This window comes from Vibrio qingdaonensis (genome assembly GCF_026191675.1).
GTDB lineage: Bacteria > Pseudomonadota > Gammaproteobacteria > Enterobacterales > Vibrionaceae > Vibrio > Vibrio qingdaonensis.
This window is the reverse complement of sequence record NZ_JAKRRY010000044.1, coordinates 24,643-43,666: the sequence shown is the minus strand read 5'-3', so window position 1 is coordinate 43,666 and position 19,024 is coordinate 24,643. Positions and strand designations below refer to the sequence as shown.

General features: G+C 45.0%; 7 protein-coding genes and 1 pseudogene. 3 read left to right on the top strand and 5 right to left on the bottom strand.

Annotation, left to right across the window (positions count from 1 at the left end; all coding sequences use genetic code 11):
• Positions 1-330 precede the first annotated feature (330 nt).
• Positions 331-1,206 (top strand): NAD(P)-dependent oxidoreductase, encoded by an 876-nt coding sequence (locus tag MD535_RS22145; RefSeq protein ID WP_265677267.1) that lies wholly within the window; start codon positions 331-333, stop codon positions 1,204-1,206.
• Positions 1,207-1,318: 112 nt separating this feature from the next.
• On the opposite strand, the gene MD535_RS22140 is transcribed toward MD535_RS22145, so the two are convergent.
• Positions 1,319-2,095, bottom strand: coding sequence for a DUF4344 domain-containing metallopeptidase (locus tag MD535_RS22140; RefSeq protein ID WP_265677265.1), 777 nt, complete (start codon positions 2,093-2,095; stop codon positions 1,319-1,321).
• Positions 2,096-2,441: 346 nt separating this feature from the next.
• Between MD535_RS22140 and gltS the strand changes: the two genes are divergently transcribed.
• Positions 2,442-3,668 (top strand): sodium/glutamate symporter, encoded by a 1,227-nt coding sequence (gene gltS, locus MD535_RS22135; RefSeq protein ID WP_265677263.1) that lies wholly within the window; start codon positions 2,442-2,444, stop codon positions 3,666-3,668.
• Between the two features lie 250 nt (positions 3,669-3,918).
• Entirely contained in the window at positions 3,919-12,429 is an 8,511-nt protein-coding gene (locus MD535_RS22130) for a tandem-95 repeat protein (RefSeq protein ID WP_265677262.1), read from the top strand.
• Between the two features lie 117 nt (positions 12,430-12,546).
• Here MD535_RS22130 and MD535_RS22125 read toward each other — a convergent pair whose 3' ends face one another.
• The 4 genes and pseudogenes from MD535_RS22125 to MD535_RS22110 all read right to left on the bottom strand — a co-directional run bounded on the left by MD535_RS22125 (position 12,547) and on the right by MD535_RS22110 (position 18,704).
• Positions 12,547-14,661, bottom strand: a complete 2,115-nt coding sequence (locus tag MD535_RS22125) for a type I secretion system permease/ATPase (RefSeq protein ID WP_265677261.1) — start codon at positions 14,659-14,661, stop codon at positions 12,547-12,549.
• A gap of 15 nt (positions 14,662-14,676) precedes the next feature.
• A complete protein-coding gene (locus tag MD535_RS22120; RefSeq protein WP_265677260.1) occupies positions 14,677-16,587 on the bottom strand; it encodes a bifunctional diguanylate cyclase/phosphodiesterase in 1,911 nt (636 codons plus the stop codon).
• Between the two features lie 6 nt (positions 16,588-16,593).
• On the bottom strand, positions 16,594-17,265 hold the full coding sequence (locus MD535_RS22115) for a transglutaminase-like cysteine peptidase (protein ID WP_265677270.1): 672 nt from the start codon (positions 17,263-17,265) through the stop codon (positions 16,594-16,596).
• A 47-nt stretch (positions 17,266-17,312) separates the two neighbouring features.
• A pseudogene (locus tag MD535_RS22110) lies at positions 17,313-18,704 on the bottom strand (HlyD family type I secretion periplasmic adaptor subunit).
• Between the last annotated feature and the right edge of the window lie 320 nt (positions 18,705-19,024).

Below are 19,024 nucleotides of genomic sequence, written 5' to 3'. Positions count from 1 at the left end.
ACTCGCGGGCTTTTTTATGCCTATCTTTCTGTTTATCCTGCTTTTTTATCATAATTTTTTACTGCTATGGAACGATGATCATGGCAGTAAAGGTATTGGATCATCTCGCCTTGATCATTCTTCCTATTGGTATGACATAATTCTAATTTAATTGTGACATTGGCGCGATCAAGCTTTCTTCATGTGCGCTATGAGAGGGCTTGTAGTGATTGTTGGCGATTTTTCGTGTACAAAGACCTACTAATGAAAAGAAATTCACGTTGAGCTTATGGAAAGACGTCTCATTTGCTTACTGCGGCAGTGGATTCGATAAAAATAAAGGAGATAGCAATGAAGGTGAGTTTTATTGGTCTTGGCGTGATGGGATACCCAATGGCAGGGCACCTAGTCAAATCCGGTTTTGAAGTCACAGTCTACAACCGTACGATTGAAAAGGCGCGCCGTTGGGCAGAGGAATACGATGGCTGCTATGCGGAAACGGTGGCGGACTGTGTCAAGGATGCGGATGTCGTTGCGGTATGTGTGGGCAATGACGACGATGTTCGTCAAATGACCACCTCAGCGAATGGTGCACTTGCCAACATGAAGCGTGGTGCAACTCTTATTGATCATACCACGACGTCAGCACTACTGGCTGAAGAGTTAGGCTTGGCGGCTAAAGAACACGATATAGAGTTTATTGATGCGCCAGTGTCTGGAGGGCAAGCAGGCGCTGAAAATGGCATTTTGACCATCATGTGTGGCGGCAGCGAGGCGGTTTTTTCCAATCTTCAACCAGTATTTAACGCGTATGGTCGTTCGTCGGTTCTGATGGGAAGCATAGGGCAGGGGCAGCGGGCAAAAATGGTTAATCAAGTTTGTATTGCTGGTGTATTAACTGGTTTATCGGAAGGGCTACTGTTGGCTCAAAAGAGTGGTCTAGACATACCTGCCTTAGTCGATTGTCTTAAAAATGGTGCTGCGGGATCTTGGCAGATGGAAAATCGAGCAAACACAATGGCAGAAGATAAGTTTGATTTTGGCTTCGCTATAGACTGGATGATAAAAGACCTGGGCTTTTGCCTTGATGAAGCTCAGCGTCAGGGGATAACGCTACCATTGACTCAACAATCGATAGAGCGTTACCAAACACTATCGGCTCAAGGAGAAGGACGTTCAGATACCTCTGTGCTGCTCAAGGCTGTAAGAAGTGATGCTGAAAGCTAGATTTTACAATGTAAATCTAAACACTATCGATCGTAAGAGACAATAGTAGGACATAGCGCTTACTTGAAAAGATGCTACGCAAGCGGTCTAGCATCTTTTCAATATTGAGTGGCTATTCATTATCGCTTTCAGAATTCTCTATATTCAGCACGTGTCGCCAATTTTCATCAACTTGTGTGAATGTTTGTAGGCAAACATCTTTTCTTTCGTCGCGGTAATCCTCCTCGATTTCATCAAGTAGTGACGAGTAGCGCTCTGGGTCACTTCCATAAACAAGGCATAGTGCACTAAAGTAACGCTGCAAATCAAAGCTGTGTTCACCGATATATTCAGATACCTCGTAATATTCGGGACGCTCTTCTGACTCAAATGAGAACATGTCAGCGGCGCTGACAACAGCATCACTGCCGCCCTCAACGTAATTAATCATCAGAACAGCCGCAAAATTGTCGACGGCATCCTCTTCTTTGCCAAGGATTGGGATACCTTGGTCAGCGACATAAGCATGACCTGCCTCGTGAAGTAATGTGTGTAGCATAGTATCGATGGCACCTTGCTCAGGTGGCTTGCCAAATTTTTTTTCATAATCATGCTTGATGAAATAGTTGAGCGAATCGGTGTAAAACTGGTAGGGGATGAGCACCGAATGTTTTTGAGGGTCATACAATGGTCCGTCATCACTGCCATATATGATGGTCAGTGGTTGCTCGAAACGAAAATAGTTGTCGGATAGTTCAGAAACAAGCGTAGTTAACTCACTTTCTTTAAGGACCTTTTGAGCATGGATGTCATCGCTCGTCGTCGCTGTTTCAAATTCAAAGTTAATGGCTGCATTGCTATTAATGGCATAATTAGCGGACAGCAATCCGGCTAGTATAAGGGGTTTCATGGTCAACTATTATCCTTATATATAGGGCGATTAGGTGTCGGGTATGTCATGTGCTATAATCCGCCACCTTAACATTCGCGCTGTGTAGTTATCTTTTTTGACTATATTGTCTCGCTCAGTATAGACGCCATTTTCGGTATAAGCTGATGCGTATTTGCTCAAAGCTGCTTTGTGCATCAATACCTTGAGTTCAAGTTACATTCCCATTAAAGAGAGTAGGATAAACCGAACAAGGTTGTTGGGTGACGTGGTTATTGTCGTTATCTATCCTAAATTCTTACTACACGCATACAATTTAATCTAACCTCATTAAGGAAGATGAGCGATAAACATATAGAGAGGTTATATGGGCAACACTATCTCTGTTGGAACGTTGGAATCCTTTTTGATCGCAATTAGTGTTCTTTTTCTTGGACATATTATCAATAGTAAGTTCCCGACACTAAAAAAATACAACATTCCAGAACCCATTGTTGGTGGCTTAATTGTGGCCTTTATCATCACAGTTTTGCATTTTAACGGGACTAACTTAGAGTTTTCTTTGCCATTGCAGAAGACATTTATGTTGATGTTCTTTAGTACGGTGGGTCTTGCTGCTAATTATAAGCAGCTGCTAAAAGGGGGGGCGAAGGTATTCCTATTTTTAGCGGTGGCGTCAGCTTATATTATCGTGCAAAACAGTGTCGGTGTTGGAATGGCGACAGCACTCGGGCTAGAGCCTTTGATGGGACTGATAGCAGGTTCTATTACCTTATCTGGGGGGCACGGGACGGGGGCTGCTTGGGCTCAAACCTTTACCGAAACTTTTGGTATCAGTAACACACTTGAAATCGCAATGGCATCAGCGACGTTTGGCTTGATCATTGGTGGTATTATCGGCAGTCCGGTTGCTCAGCGATTAATTGATAAAAACAATTTTGAATCTGAATATGGCAGTGGTAACGATACTCATGAACGCTTCCCGGAGTTGGTTACCTACAATGAGTACGAGCGGGACCGTGTTACGGCAAAGAAAGTAGTTGAAGTGCTATTCATACTATTGTTATGTGTGACTGGTGCTAAGTATTTGCATGCGTGGGTAAATAGCTTTGAAGTGTCGTGGTTGATGATCCCTGACTTTGTTTACGCACTCTTTGTCGGTGTTTTTATTACTAATATTTGCGAAGTATCAAAAGCTTATAAGGTCGATGCAGAAACAGTTGATATACTCGGTACGGTGTCCTTATCACTATTTTTAGCCATGGCTCTAATGAGTTTACAGCTTTGGAATATTTTCGATTTAGCAATACCGTTCTTGATTATACTGGGAGTACAATCGGTCATTCTTGGCTTTTTCGCCTATTACGTAACATTCAAAGTCATGGGTGGCAATTACGATGGTGCGGTGATAGCAGGTGGCCACTGTGGCTTCGGATTAGGGGCAACGCCAACGGCGGTAATGAACATGGGATCAATCGTTAATCGATTTGGCCCTTCTCCTCAAGCCTTTATGGTTGTCCCTATTGTAGGCGCATTTTTTATTGATATTGTTAACCTTATAATAATTCAAGGGTTCATTACTTTAGTCGGCTAATATCAACTCACCATTTAAAAAAGTCTCGCAAATGCGAGACTTTTTTCGTTTTTGAGACAATGTTAAAAAAATCAATAGAAAGGTTTCCAATACACACTTGGTCTGGTATTTAAATGTAAAGGAAACGTTAAAGCCCTTTTTGGCTTAGCGTCGCTTTATTTTTATTTCAAACAATTATTATAACTAGAGCTGACTAGGTAGAAATACGATATTGCTTCTGTGAGCAAAGGAGCAATACAAGGAGTGAATCATGAGTGTATTGTCTCTTATTGGGTTAGTGCAAGTGTCAGGTACGTTAGTACTCGACAGCGCTGGTAAATTAGCTTTGTTACCAGACGGTGCCACGCCACGTCCCGGGGATGTGATTATCGATGTCTTAGATAACGCTGAAATTGGTGATGATCTTAGTGTCCAATTTGTTTCTGAAGACAACACAGCACAAGAAATTGATGTTGCTGATCTGGATGTCGAACAGATAATTGCTCAAGTTGAGGAGGGTGCCGACCCTACTCAATCTGAAGAACAAGCCCCTGCGGCAGGTGAAGCGAGCAGTTCTAGTCCTACCTTATCGGGGAATATTATCCGCGATGACACGCAAACTATTGCTCAAACTCAGTTTGATACGTCGGGGCTAGAAGCACAGGGCTTATCTAATACACAATCGCTCACTCTGCTCCAATTCTTAGCTAATTCTGCTCCTGTGGTATTCAACAACTCTCGAACCTTTGATGAAGAATCTCAAGATAATCTTCTAGCGATCACGTTACCAACCGATGCTAATAACGATGTGCTTACTATCCGGATTACTAACATTCCTGCTTTGGGAACCGTTACGTTAGGGGATGGTTCTAAGGTGTCTGTTGGCGATGAGCTAACGTTAAATGAACTCGCTAACCTGCAATATGATGCCCCGTTAGATTACAACGAAGGCGAAGAGGCAGGGAGCCTAGGTTATAGCGTTGATGACGGTCGTGATGCGCCTAATTCGCTCCAGTCTGCCGATGTTGAAATCACTATCAATGAAGTCAATGATGCGCCAGTAGCTTTTGATGATGATGTTGAAACGGATGAAGACTCGGTATTGTCTGCCACTCTGCCTGACGCCACTGATGTGGATGGCACCATTGCCTCTTACGCCCTGCAAGACGACGTGCCTGCCGATAAAGGCAGCCTAACGTTTAACTCGGATGGCTCATACAGTTTCGATCCGGGCGAAGACTTCCAAGGCTTGAGCAATGGCGATTCCGAAGACGTCACGTTCACCTACATTGCCTTGGATGATGAAGGTTTAGCGAGCGAGCCACAAACCATCACCATCACGGTGACAGGCATCAATGACAAGCCTGTCGCGCTGCCTGCGGATGAAATGACCGACGAAGATACGTCAATTAATAGAAATGTCCCTGAGGCGTCAGACATTGACGGCACCGTCGCCTCATACGCCCTGCAAGACGACGTGCCTGCTGATAAAGGCAGCCTGACGTTTAACTCGGATGGATCATACAGTTTCGATCCGGGCGAAGATTTCCAAGGCCTCAGCAATGGCGATTCCGAAGACGTCACCTTTACTTATATCGCGTTGGATAATGAAGGTTTAGCGAGCGAGCCACAAACCATCACCATCACGGTGACGGGTATCAACGACAAGCCTGTGGCGTTGCCTGCGGATGAAATGACGGATGAAGATACGTCCATTTCACGTAATGTCCCTGAGGCCTCCGACATTGACGGCACCATCGCCTCATACGCGCTGCAAAACGATGTGCCTGCCGATAAAGGTAGCCTAACGTTTAACGCCGATGGCTCGTACAGTTTTGATCCGGGTGAAGACTTCCAATCGCTTACTAGCGGCGAATCAGAAGTGGTCGAGTTTACATACTACGCGGTTGATAACGAAGGAAGCCTAAGTGAGCCACAAACGGTATCGATAACCGTTCATGGTTTAAATGACGATCCAGAATCTGAAGATTTCGCGATTACCGTGACTAACGGCGCTGCAACCCCAGTCTATTTCGATACCGGAGAAGGGCCGATAGAAGGGGGAGGATCTGATCATATTTCTGATAACGAAGATGATCGCAGTACGACGGACAGCAAAGCACTGTCTGTTGTGATCACTGAACTTCCGATCGGCGGAACCTTACTCTACAACGATGGGGTTAGCGTACGAGAGATCGTAGAGGCCGATCTTCATGTTGAGGGGGCGGTGGAAGGGACACCGTTTGATCCAAATAATATTTCATATCTTCCTGATGATAGCGCTCAAGGGTTTACTTTGGGGATTAAAGATCCGCAAGGGCTGGCAGAGGAAGAGAGTAGTCAAAGTGACTTCTTGAATTGGGGTGAGCCAGGCAATACTCCGGCAGAGCGAGTGCTGACGGTAGGTGATGACACTATTACGATTACCAGTTCAGGGGGCGATTTAACTCAATACCGTGGTGATCCTGGTGCGAATCATGTTGGCTTCGGTTTGGGTGTTGGTGGTGGCAAAGGCATTAATCAAGGTGAAACCATTACCATTGATTTCTCAGATCGACCGGCAACATCCATTAGTCTTGGTCTTGATGGATTAGGTGGCTTTTTTAATGAAAACTTAAACAATAGCAATGAGTCCTCCGTTCTTATTTCGGTTACCTTGAGTGATGGTTCCACTGTTGAGCTTGACCCATATCAGAAAAACACATCAGGTAATGGGGATTTGGACTTTGATTTGAGTATTTCTACTGCGGATATCCCCGGAGCAGAAGGTTTATTGATTGAAACAGTGACCGTTGGTACTGAGGGGAATGGTAATTGGGAACTGCGCTATTTAGACGTCGCTCTGGAAGACTCGTTTGATTATAAAGCGCTGGATTCCGATGGTGCGTATAGCCAAGAGTCGACAGTGACTATCGATGATCAAAGAAGCAACCAGAATCCCGACGCGGTGGATGATCCCGAGAGCTATACCCTAATTCAAGGGGATATGGGCAGTGGCGATCAAGGTTGGAATGACGTTGAAAGCATCGTTGCCAAGTATGATGGTGAAACGGTCAGCTACAGCATTGATGGTTCTGATCGAATCGGTATTCCTGATGGAACGACGAACGCGGGTCCGGAATCTCAAATCCAACATAACCGAGATGAAGAAGCGTCCGAGCAGCTGATTATTACGCTTAAAGAGCCTGCTGTCGACGGGGCTTTCTCGGTGACCAACCTTTTTGCTAATGAAGGTGGGGCTGGCAGCCATGAACAAGGCAAATGGTCGGCATACCTAGGAGGCACATTGGTTGCCAGTGATCATTTTTATAATGACTCTGGTCATAAAGGCAGCTTCGATATTGAAACCAATGGTTCGGCGTTTGACACTCTCGTGTTCGAATCGGTTGATTTTACTGGCGGGCCTGCTCGCGGCACGGACTCCTCAGATTACTTTTTGCAAGGCATTCAAATTGTCGGGGCCGGCGCTTATGTGTTTGATCATGACGAACCTGTCGTCATCCCACTTTCTGAAATCTTGTCCAATGACAGCGATGTGGACGGCGATAGTGTGCGTATTACTTACGTCTTTGGTGAGACCGAAGGGGATGCTCGGATTGAAGGTGATAACGTTATCTTTGATCTACCAGAAGATTTCTCTGGACGGACTGAGTTCCAATATCAAATCACGGATGATAAGGGTGGTTTTGATACTGCGACCGTTAATGTGTTAGTGAATCCAGCACCGATTGGTGTTGGAAGTGTTGAACTTAATCTTGATGCGGATAGTGTTATAGAAGGCGAAAATCTATCCTACTTAGTCACTTTAGATGGCACGACCAACGTTAAAACGTTCTTTGATATTGAATTTGGTACCAGTGGTGATACCGCCTCAATCAACGATGTTGACCCTTCCAGTATGACGTTTAGCAACGGGGTGAGTTACAACGCAGTCTCAGGAGAGCTTGAAGTTCCTGAGGGTGTGGATGAATTTACCGTTTCATTACCCACGGTTAATGATGATCGCTACGAAGGCGATGAAAGCTTTACCTTGCTCATTGATGGTCAGTCAGCGGCTGGCAGTATCCTTGATAATGACCCTATTTCATTGTCTTTATCTGGTGGTGGTGAGGTCAGCGAAGATGCGGGTAGCATCGGCTTTGAACTGGAATTAAGCCACGCCTCAGATGTGCCGTTAACCATAGCGCTTTCGCGTTTAGATACGGATACCAATAGCGATGACTTCGGCACTACGACAGCGACTTATAACAACGGCAATGCTGATGTACCGCTTGTCATTGTGAACGGTGAGATTGAAATCCCAGTAGGGGTGACAAGTATCGATATTAACGTTGGTATTTTGGATGATGAACACTATGAGCAGGATGAAGACTTTACACTGAAAATCACCGAGCCAGCAGGGCTGACGACCAATGGGGTCGTTGGCGTTACTGCTGATGCCACGATTTCTGACGATGGCGAAATTGGCGGTGTGCCGAGTGGAGATAACGATAACAATGCACCAACGTTAGATTTAGACGGCAGTGAAGGTGGCTCGGGGTATACCGCAACCTTTACCGAAGGAGATACCCCCATTATGGTCGTTGATAGCGATATTGTTATCACTGACGATATTGATGTTATCAGCAAAGCCGAAATCAGACTCACAAACCCGCAGCCCAATGATTCGTTATCGTTAAATGGTGTGTTACCAACCGGGCTTAGCATAACGACTAGCACAGTAGGTGGGGCGTTATTACTGACTATTAGTGGTGAGGCGAACGCGGATGTTTATGAAGCGGCGCTCAAACAACTTGAATTTGAAAATGATAGTGAAGACCCAAATACGGAGCCTCGTGAGATTGAAGTGACCGTGTTTGATGATCAAGATTTAGCTTCTAACGTCGCGATTTCAACGATTGATGTTATCTCGGTAAACTCGCCTCCCGAGTCTGAAGACTTTAGCTTTACCATTTCAGGTAATGATCCGGTAGGTGTGAGTTTTGATACGGGTGTAGGCTCAATTGAAGGGGCGGGCAGCGATCATATTTCAGATATTGAGGACGATATTAATGGCGAGCAGGTAAACGTCAAAATTACCGAACTTCCTATCGGTGGGTCGCTTTATTACGACGGCGTGGAGATCACTCAAACTCAAGTGGATAACGGTGATAATTTCGACCCAACGAAAATTACTTACCAAGCGAATGAAGATGCTCAAGGGTTTATTCTAGGGACTAGAGTTATCCCGACAGACAGTGATCTTGAGAGTACTCAAGAGACATTTTATAACTGGGGTGATGAGGTCGATAACAAAAATAGATCTCTTGAGTTAGAAAATGGTGATGCGGTGACTATTAGTAGTAATCGCGGTAACCTCACGCAATACCGGGGTGACGTGCAAGATAACCATGTGGGTCATGGGATAGGTATCGGTGGTGGTCAGGGCATCAATCAGGGGGAGTTGCTTTCTATCGGCTTTGCAGACCGACCTGCAACACATATCAATTTAGGGTTAGATGGTATGGGCGGCTATTTCTATAGCGGGCTTGGCGATAGTAATGAATCAGCCGTGACGATCCAAGTGATGCTCAGCGACGGCTCTACTGTGGACTATATCCCCGATGTACAAAAAGATACATCAGGTAATGAAGAGTTATTTCACGAATTGAGCTTTTCAGTGGATGATCTGAACATTGAAGAAGGGCTGTTGATCACCGGAGTTAGTGTGGGTACCGACGGTCCGGGTAATTGGGAGTTAAGATACTTAGAAACGGCCTTGAATGATCGCTTTACGTATCAAGCGGTAGATTCCGATGGTGCTGAGAGTGAAGAATCGGTCGTTACGATTGCTGATGAGCGTATTAATAACGCAGCACCAATCTTGGATCTTGATGCTAGCGAAGCAGGGACTGGCTTTGCGTCGGTATTTACTGAAGGGGACAGTGCGATTGGTGTGGTCGATAATGATGTCGACGTTTTTGACGAAAATAACATCATTTCTTTGGCTGAAGTGATTCTAACGAATCCTCACTCAGGGGATAGTTTTAGTGTGGTTGCGTCTAGCAACCCACTGTTGAGCGGTATTGCTTACTCCAGTGAAACGTTGGGCTCTGGCGCGATTAAAATCTCCCTGTATGGCAATGCGAGCGCTGATGATTATGAAGCCGCACTTAAACTCATACAGTTTGCCAATGACAGTCAAATACCAGACCTTACCAATCGGGTGATAGAAATTACGACGTTTGATGAGCAAAGCCTGCCGTCTAATACCGCTATTTCAACGATTGAAATGGTCAGTGTATTAGATGTGGTTGCCGCGCCTGCGATCGGTAATGAAGACAGTAAAATCGCCCTAGCGATAAGCTTACCAACAGGCAGCGATGCGACGAAAGTCGAGATTAGTGGTATTCCTGACGGGGCGAAGATTTATGATGGCATTAATGAACTAACGGTCGTTGATAATGCTGTTATGTTGAATGAGCTTCAGTTGGCACAATTGTTTATTCAGCCAGGTTTGCATAGTGATGTTGATTTTTCTTTGCAGGTTGACGCACTTGATTCCGCCGATTTGTTGGTTGAACAGACGACCGTCGAGGTGACGGTTAAGCCAGTAACGGATTTACCAGTATTGAGTGTTTCTGGTGAAGTCATCTTAGCTTCCATTGATTTTGAGAATGTTAGCTTAGGTGGCAGCTCTTGGCGTGGAAACGTTTCTGATACTGAACTTAATGCGAATGGGTCAACCGGTATTTGGGGAACTGAAAACTCAAGTTCTGTAAGTGAGGTTGGACGAGAAGGGGTTTATTTAGGCAACCAGTCACAAGACAAAGACAACCACATTTTTGAAATTGAAGGGCGACGTAATACTGACGACTCGTTATTTACTGATTTTGAAGGTAAAGCTGGCGCATTTTATCATTTAACTTTCGATATCGCGGCAAGACAAGTCAATGGCTCACCAGTGAAAGTCTTCTTGGTCGATGATCAAGACGTTCGCAGTGAATTGTATGAATTCGACGATAGCGTTGATAGAGCGTGGAACTCGGAAAGCATTGTCTTTCAGACTCCAGAAAGTGGCAATTATCGCCTATTGTTTGAATCTGAGCAGGTCGATAGTTACGGGGCGTTGTTAGACAATATTTCCCTGAGTACTCGAAATAACTATGGGTATGAAGATAGCTATATTGATATCAGCGACATCGCGGCTTCTTTAATTGATGTGGATGGTTCAGAGTCATTAAGTTTGGTATTAAAAGGGTTACCAGAAGGTTCTATTGTGACCAATGGCATTCAAACACTCGAGGTAGGAGTGTCACTTGAAGCCGATGTCTCCCAATGGCAAAACTTGGAGGCTCTACAGGTTTTAGTTGATGATGTTGGTGTGTATCCTATTACTATTGAAGCAACGTCCTCAGAGAATGACAGCACTCATCCCACAACGGATCAAACGGTGTCGGAGGTCATTAATTTGACTGTCGTGCCGAACCCGAATGTGGTTCCTAATACTGAACCATCAGTGACAGACTTCGAGTTTTTTGCTGAAGACGACACGATTCCACTTAATTTTTCAGAATGGGTAACAGATCTTGAAGATGATGCCAGCGACGATAAGCAAACCTTCGTGAAGATTGAAGGTGAGCCCGAATTTGGGCAGCTGTATTTCTTGAGTGGTTCGGGAGACCGCTTCGACCTAGATAGTGGTGACTTGGTAGAAGATAGCGTCGATGTGTATTACGACATAGATGTGGGTTTTGATGCGACTACGGCAGAGTATGAGTCAGACTTGACCGCGCTTCTTGAGCAAGGACTAGCCATTAGTGGTGGCACTTATGGTGGTTCACAACCTCATGTGAATAGTGAACTTGAAAGTATCGCATTTGATGGTGCTGGCGCTGCTAAGCAACGAGGTTACTATACCAAGCGAGCTGATGAAAATGGCCAAGGGAAAGAGACGGAAGCTCAGGAAAAAGAGTACATGTCTATTAAGTTTACCGCAGGCTTAATGACTCGAGCCTTGGTGGGTGTTGGTAGTCTTACGGGACAATTCAGTGCTAGTGCAAATGGAGGAGGGCAGTCGAATATATTTGTCTACCTCTACGCTGGAGGCGATCTAGTCAGCAACACTCCCGTTCAGATGAACAATGATACGATAGTTGATCATCAAGCAACGATTTCCGTGTCCTCGGAGCAAGGCTTTGATGAAATGCGTATTGTTGCCGTTGATGGCAATGACAAAAAAGCGGGATTTGTTTTGCAGTCTGTTGAAGTGGTGGATGCCGAAGTCGCGGACCAATTCGAATACAGTGCGGTTGATTCTGATGGGCTAGCTAGCGTTGAAACGGCGACGGTTGATGTCAATATTGTTCCAAACGGTAATGTCCTTGATGCAGAGAGTGTTGATTATGCAGTGCAAGGCGGTAATGGGGTGACCGTGATTACTGGTACTGATGGTGATGATCTGATTATCGGTGGTCAGGGATCAGATGTACTAACGGGCGGCTTAGGTGATGACACGTTCAAATGGACAGAATCTGATTTGGACGGCAGCCATGACGTGATTACTGACTTCTCGCAAGAAGCGGGCAATCGCGATGTGATCGACTTCGTCGACTTATTTGATGATGACGATACGCTGCAAAGCTTGCTTGATAATAACACCATCGCCGTGACGGAAGAGGATGGTAATACCTTAATTAATATTGATAAAGGTAATGGGAAAACGGTCACTATCGAGCTTGAGGGTGTGACTGGGGTAGATAACAGTATCTTGAGTAATATCGTGATTATCCATGATAGTTAATGCCGAGCGGGGAGTATCGATAACCGCTTTATTTAATTTGGTAAAAAAGTAATAAAAAGCCGCAGTTTGACTGCGGCTTTTTATGGATACCATTTACTCGATGCAGAGTTGATTATTTTAACTGGCGGCTTTCACTTTACCTTGTCTTAAATCGTTGAGAACTTGCGCTTTCGGCCCATCAGCAATAATGGCGCCTTTTTCCATAACAATCACCCGGTCAACGACATCAAGCATTGAGGTTTTATGGGTAATGAGCACCAGTGTTTCTGTTGGTTTGAGTTGCTTGAGCTGCGTTTTAATGTGCAATTCAGAGCGGTTATCCATTGCACTAGTGGGTTCATCCATGATCAAAATAGGGGGGCGAGCAAGGAACGCACGTGAAATAGCGACCGCTTGTCGTTGTCCTCCAGACAGCAATAACCCCCCTTCGCCAACTTGTCGCTCTAAGCCTGCAGGATCTTGCTGGGTGAATACGGTCACACCAGCTCGGTTTGCCGCATCCATAACGTCTCTGTCGTCGACCAGAGGGCGGCCTAGGGTAATATTGTCACGGATAGACCCAAAGAATAAGTTACAGTCCTGAGGAACACAGCCAATGTTGCGTCTCACGTCAACATGGTGAAGCTGTGCAATGTCTGTGTCATCAATTCGAACGTGGCCTTCTGTGGGTTGGTAAAGCCCCATAATGAGCCGCTCTAGGGTGGTTTTACCTGAACCAATACGACCAATGATCGCCACTTTTTCTCCCGGCTCTATCGTTAGACTTAAATCTCGGATAGACGCCATAGGTGAATCTGGGTAGTGGAATGTCACGCGATCCAGTTCGATTTTTCCATGAATAATTGGGCGGTGGATATAGCGTTTACCTTCCTCTTGTTCATCAGGCATTGCCATGACTTGCTCGATAATCGTCATTGACGATTTTGCCTGATTGTAGCGAGTCGAAAGCAATGAGAGCTGAACCAAAGGACCAATAGCGCGGCTACTCAGCATGGTTGCGGCGATAAGCCCCCCCATAGTGAGATTGCCATCTGAAATAAGATAGACACCAAGAATCACCATGCCGACGTTGCTCGATTGTTGGACAAACCCTGCGGTATTTTGGATGCCATCGGTAATACGTTTGCTCTTAATATTCCAGTTCGCCATATGCGCGACGGCTTCTTCCCAGCGGTATTGATACTGGCTTTGAGCACCGAAGATTTTAACTGTCTCTAAGCCTGCTAAGCTTTCGATAAGGTTGGCGTATTTTTGTGAAGCAAGGCGCGAGCCCTCTTCAATAGCTCGTCGTAGCGGTGCTTGAATAAGTAACGAATAAATAATTAAAATGACGACGCCAATAATGGGAATAATCACTAAGTTGCCAGCCATTAACCAAATGAGCACTAAAAACAGCAGCGCAAAGGGCAGATCAATCAGTGAAGCGATGGTGGCTGAGGTAAAGAATTCTCGGATGGATTCAAACTCTTGTAGATGACGAGCAAAAGCACCAACAGATGGCGGTCGCGACTCCATTCGAATCCCCATCACCTTACTAAAGAGCTTCGATGAAATAAGAATATCGGACTTTTTTCCTGCTACATCAATAAAATAGCTTCGCATTAATTTGAGGACAAGATCAAAACCAAAGACGATAAAAATCCCGGCTGCGAGTACCCACAAGGTTTCAAATGCAAGGTTGGGAACCACTTTGTCATAAACCAAGCGGGTAAAAAGCGGGGCGGCAACGGCGAATATATTGATGACTAGCGATGCCATTAAGACATCGCGGTAGATGTGTTTTGATTCCCATATCGTGCCCCAGAACCAGTGCCCTTCACGGGTTTTAAGTACTTCTGGTGAGCGTTCGTCGTAGCGAAACTGCTTTTTTACCAGAAAGTATCGACCAATAAACTGTTCAATCAGATCGTCTAGGGGAACCGATATGGGGACTAATCCTGATTCGAGAGTGATCACTTCTGCTTCGTTGTTCTCAGAATCAATGCTGTTCAAGACACAAGCATCACCGCCTTTTAGCAATAAAATGACGGGAAAAACAATGGACGGAATACCGTCGAGTGTTGAACGATTTTCTTTCGCGACTAGCCCAGCCCGCTCGGCGGCTCTAGGGAGTAGGAATGGCGTTAATTTACCTTCTGACAGTGGTAAGCCATTCACCAGCGCTTCGGGAGAGTTGGCAAGCCCATAGTATCGGCTGATGTAGATCAGCGAATTCAGTATTGGGTCTTTCATGCTATCGGCACCTTGTTATTTATCGACGATAAAGCCTTGGAATACATCCACAAAATGTTCAGATAGGAAATCTAACTGAGTTTGCGTTTCCACTCGAGAGGCGATAGTTTTTATACCTAAATTGTGTGCGGTTCGAGAAATTGACGTGAGTGTGAATTTCTGTTTCTCATCATCCAATTGATGTGTATAGAGATAATCGAGTTTGACGTAATCAGGTCTAAACTCACTAATGTATTCTAATGAATGGAAATTTCGGCCATAGTTATCAACCCCAAATTTAGCGCCTTCATTGCGTAGAGCATTACAGAACAAGGCCGTATGGTGAGGGTTATTGATGAAACACGTCTCTGGGATCTCAAAATGAAGCTTGTCATTAATGCTACGATGCTTGGCCAGCGTTTGAGATATCCAGCGTATAAAGCTAGGCTCGGCAATACTGGTTGGCGCGATATTGATGGCGATAGGATCCGGCATCTCTTGTTTCTCTAGCTTATCGATTACCGAAACAATAACGTGTTCATCAAAAATGTGGCTAGCATTAAGCTGTTCAAGGGCAAGCAGATATTGATTAGCGGTAAAACGCTCACCGTCTTTTTCAATCGCAGAGAAGACTTCTCGGTGATAGGTCTCGCCCCAGCTGCTATTCGCAGCCTGAAAACGGAAGGTGACCCAATCATTACTAATCGCTTCTTCAACCATATTGCGCCATTGCTGCTTACCAAGAATCGCGCCAGTCGTTTCTGTGGTGACATAGCCATAATCTAACGCCGGGTCCGCTTTGGCTTTCGTCAACGCATTGTCTAACACCGACAGCAATTGCGTTGAGTTTTTACGCTCCTCATTAAACACAACCCCTAATGCCGATTTTGCTTTGCTCAGCCCAGTCGGGTCGGAGTTGAGGTCTTGCACGCAACTCACTATGCTGCTGGCGACTAATTTGAGTTCACTTTCATCAATATTGGGGAAGACAAAACCAAATTCATCCGTGGATATCCGAGCGATCACAGCGTTGGGAATATTAATACTCAGAGATAGTAAGTCGGCGAGTTCTTTCACTTGACCATCTCCGGCTTCGTAGCCGGCAGATTTGTACGTTCGTTTAATGAATTCAGCATGAAGAATAGCGACGCCACCAAGAGAGGATTCAGATAGCCATTGGTTAAGCTGACCCATATAAAACGCTCGGTTACCCAGCTGTGAGACCGGGTCCATATAGGCGCGCTCTCGGAGCTTTTGCGCTTCTTTAGCTTGCTGTTTAAATGACTCTTCTACGTGCGATGACATACTGTTAATACCATCGACCACAGCGATAAGGTCTTTGGTGTTAGGGCGCTTCAGAGGCGCTCCAAATTGTTTGTGGGCAACCTGCTCCATCTTTTGAACAATGGCTCTTAGAGGGGTTAGTGCTCGTCGCAAAATGAAGGATATTGCCACAATTCCGAAGATGAAAATAACAATGAAAGCGATCACGAGATGTTTTAGCGCCCCCCAAAGCTCTGCGTAGGCGTTACCAGGGTGACTGATTATTTCCACCTCAGCGAGCTGCAGCCAGCCACTGGTGACAACTCTAGAGTCGTGGATGGGATTGAAGATCCCTAGGTTAGTGAACCATTCAGGAACACCGTTGGGCTGAATCGGATAGCTGCGAACGATTTCCTGTTCATTCTCTAGGAAGACCAAACGGACGGTCGAGTAGGTACTGCCATCAAATAAAGCATTGATGACGGACTCGACGGCAACGGTATCTTGCGATTTCAAATACGGAGCAAGTGCTAGACCAACGGTATTGATAGTATTGTGTACCTCTGAACGTTGCTGCTGCTCAAGGAAGTTTTTTGTGGTGTTAAACTCGATGATAAACACCGACGTTAAGAGCAGAATAAATACCGCTATCATGCTAACCACTAGCTGTCTGTATAGTGTCATAATTGTTTACTCGTCGTAATTTACCTTGGGTTTCCTTAACTTCAATGAGCGCTCTCTAGAGCGCAAATCATTCCATAATTTCAGTCTCGACGACTTGCCAGCCAATTTTCCTTGTGTGGTTTTCATCACCCAAAGGTTTCGACCGTTAAAGCTGTATATCGGGAGTAGATCATTTCGTTTCGAGGCGGGCTTAATCTCACCAATTAAGTTGTCCAAAATTAATGGTTGAGCGCGAGGTGTTTCGTAGTAGGCAAGTACCATATGGAACTGATTAAGCTCAATGGCTTTAACGTAAACCAGTCGGAGCTTTTTGTCTGAAATACCGAGCTCCAATAATGAAAAATACTTTGCAATGGTAAAGTCTTCACAATCACCTGCATTACTACCTAAAAACTCCAAAGGTGTAGCCCAATAGTCTTTTTTTCCCCATAAGTCGATATCATCCACAAAATTCAGCTGATTGAAAAACTGATTAATTCCCGCTAACTGCTTTTGCTCTGACTGGCCTTGTAACTCCGCAATGATCGCTCGCCATGTTTCGACACGTTTACCTGCTCGTTCACCATATACGTTTGAGACCGTGTTGATCCAAGTTTGTTCTTGTTTGGTATAGGCGCCGGAATGACCCGCAAGCAATAGCCCCGCCGCCACTGCGATACTGAGTAGGTAGTGCTTAATTTTGATTGGCAGACTTCCTGTCCGCTTATCCGTTAACACAGTCCGCTTTACTCTTTCAATGCGTTGTTCTGGGCGCTGATTAACGGCTTTAATAGATAATCGAGAACCGTTCGTTTTCCTGTAATGATGTCAACAGATGCCGTCATCCCCGGAATGATGGGTAGCGATTCACCTTGACCAAAATTTGTGATTTCGGTTCTTACTCTAACAATATAGAAACTATTCCCTTCTTCATCTTGTGTGGTGTCAGCACTTATGTGTTCAAGTACGCCATCGAGACCGCCATACTTAGTAAAGTCATAAGCGCTGAACTTAACAATGGCATGCAAATCGGGACGCAAAAATGCAATATCTTGTGGGGCGATTTTTGCTTCCACTAATAGAGTGTCTTCGGTCGGGACGATTTCAACTAAATCCATACCGGGCTGAATGACGCCACCAACGGTGTTGACGTTGAGCGTTTTTACAGTGCCGTTGACGGGTGAAACTACCGTCGTTCGGTTTACTCGGTCTTCTAAACCAACCGCTGACTCGGTCATTGAAGAGAGTTTATCTTGCGCCTGATTGAGTTTTTCCTGCTGCTCGGAGCGAAATTTTTGCGCGATATCGATTCGGCTGAGCATGGATTCTTGAATCGCCGATTTTAGCGCCGGAACCTTGAGTTCTGTTGACGTTAACTCGCGTCGGGTATCGTTCACTTGACGCTGAAGTTTAAGCAGCTCAATTTTAGGGACGACCCCCTAATCGGCTAAAGGCTTAGTAATGTTAAGTTCATCTTTTGCTAGGTTGTAGCCTTGTCTTAGGTTGCGAACACGGGCTTGTATTTCGATAAGATCTTGCTGTTTTTGGCGTACTTGGTAGTCAAGAACGGAAAGTTGGTTACGCAGTTCATTTAAATCTTGTCTATATTCCGCTCGTTGACGGCTAACAAGCTTTGGGTAGTCAGATTCAAACGTAGGGGGGAAGGCGAGTTTATCGGTTTGTAAAGTGACCGACTGCTGCCAGTTTTTATTATCCACGTCCTCGTTAATGACTACACTGGTCAGTGATGCGGATAGTTGCAGTACATTCGCCGTCAGATTAAGGACTTGCTGTTCTCTTTCTCTAAAGTCAGAGCGAAAACGAGTATCATCAATCAGCAGCAGTTGCTGACCTTCTTTAACCGTATCCCCTTCCTTGACTAAAATTTGCTTAACTAAGCCACCTTCCAAATTTTGGATGACTTGGATTTGAGAGGAGGGGATCACTTTGCCTTGACCAACCGTCACTTTATCTATTTCAGCCCAAGATGCCCAAACACCAGCGCAAATGAAAAAGAGCACTACGACCCACAGCATGATCCGTGCGCTGGTGGGTGTATTGAGTAGCAGCGCGGCGGTTTTATCGTCTATATAGTCGATTTCGGCGTTAGAAACTTTATTGTATTCGTTTTTATTCATGTCCTATCCGCGATTGATATCAGATGACGTTATCCGATCGTTTAATACTATTACTACTGTTGTCAAATTGTAACTGGCGTACACTGAAGACTCGATCTACTTTGCAATAACGATGAGCGTTATTGAGTGTCATTTTATTAGTCTTCTTATTAAACTAGCCTACATACTAGAGTTTAGTACTACTTTTGTGAATGCAAAGTAATGATATATCGAAATATTGTCTGTTTTGTCCCGTTATAATGACGGATATAGACAAACTAGAAGATAACCAGCAAAAATCGATGATGAGTTGTCGCATACAGGGTTGTTTTCTGCTGGCG

Coding starts and splice junctions, on each gene's coding strand:
- MD535_RS22145 (WP_265677267.1), top strand. CDS start 331: ATGAAGGTGAGTTTTATTGGTCTTGGCGTGATGGGATACCCAATGGCA.
- MD535_RS22140 (WP_265677265.1), bottom strand. CDS start 2,095: ATGAAACCCCTTATACTAGCCGGATTGCTGTCCGCTAATTATGCCATT.
- gltS (WP_265677263.1), top strand. CDS start 2,442: ATGGGCAACACTATCTCTGTTGGAACGTTGGAATCCTTTTTGATCGCA.
- MD535_RS22130 (WP_265677262.1), top strand. CDS start 3,919: ATGAGTGTATTGTCTCTTATTGGGTTAGTGCAAGTGTCAGGTACGTTA.
- MD535_RS22125 (WP_265677261.1), bottom strand. CDS start 14,661: ATGAAAGACCCAATACTGAATTCGCTGATCTACATCAGCCGATACTAT.
- MD535_RS22120 (WP_265677260.1), bottom strand. CDS start 16,587: ATGACACTATACAGACAGCTAGTGGTTAGCATGATAGCGGTATTTATT.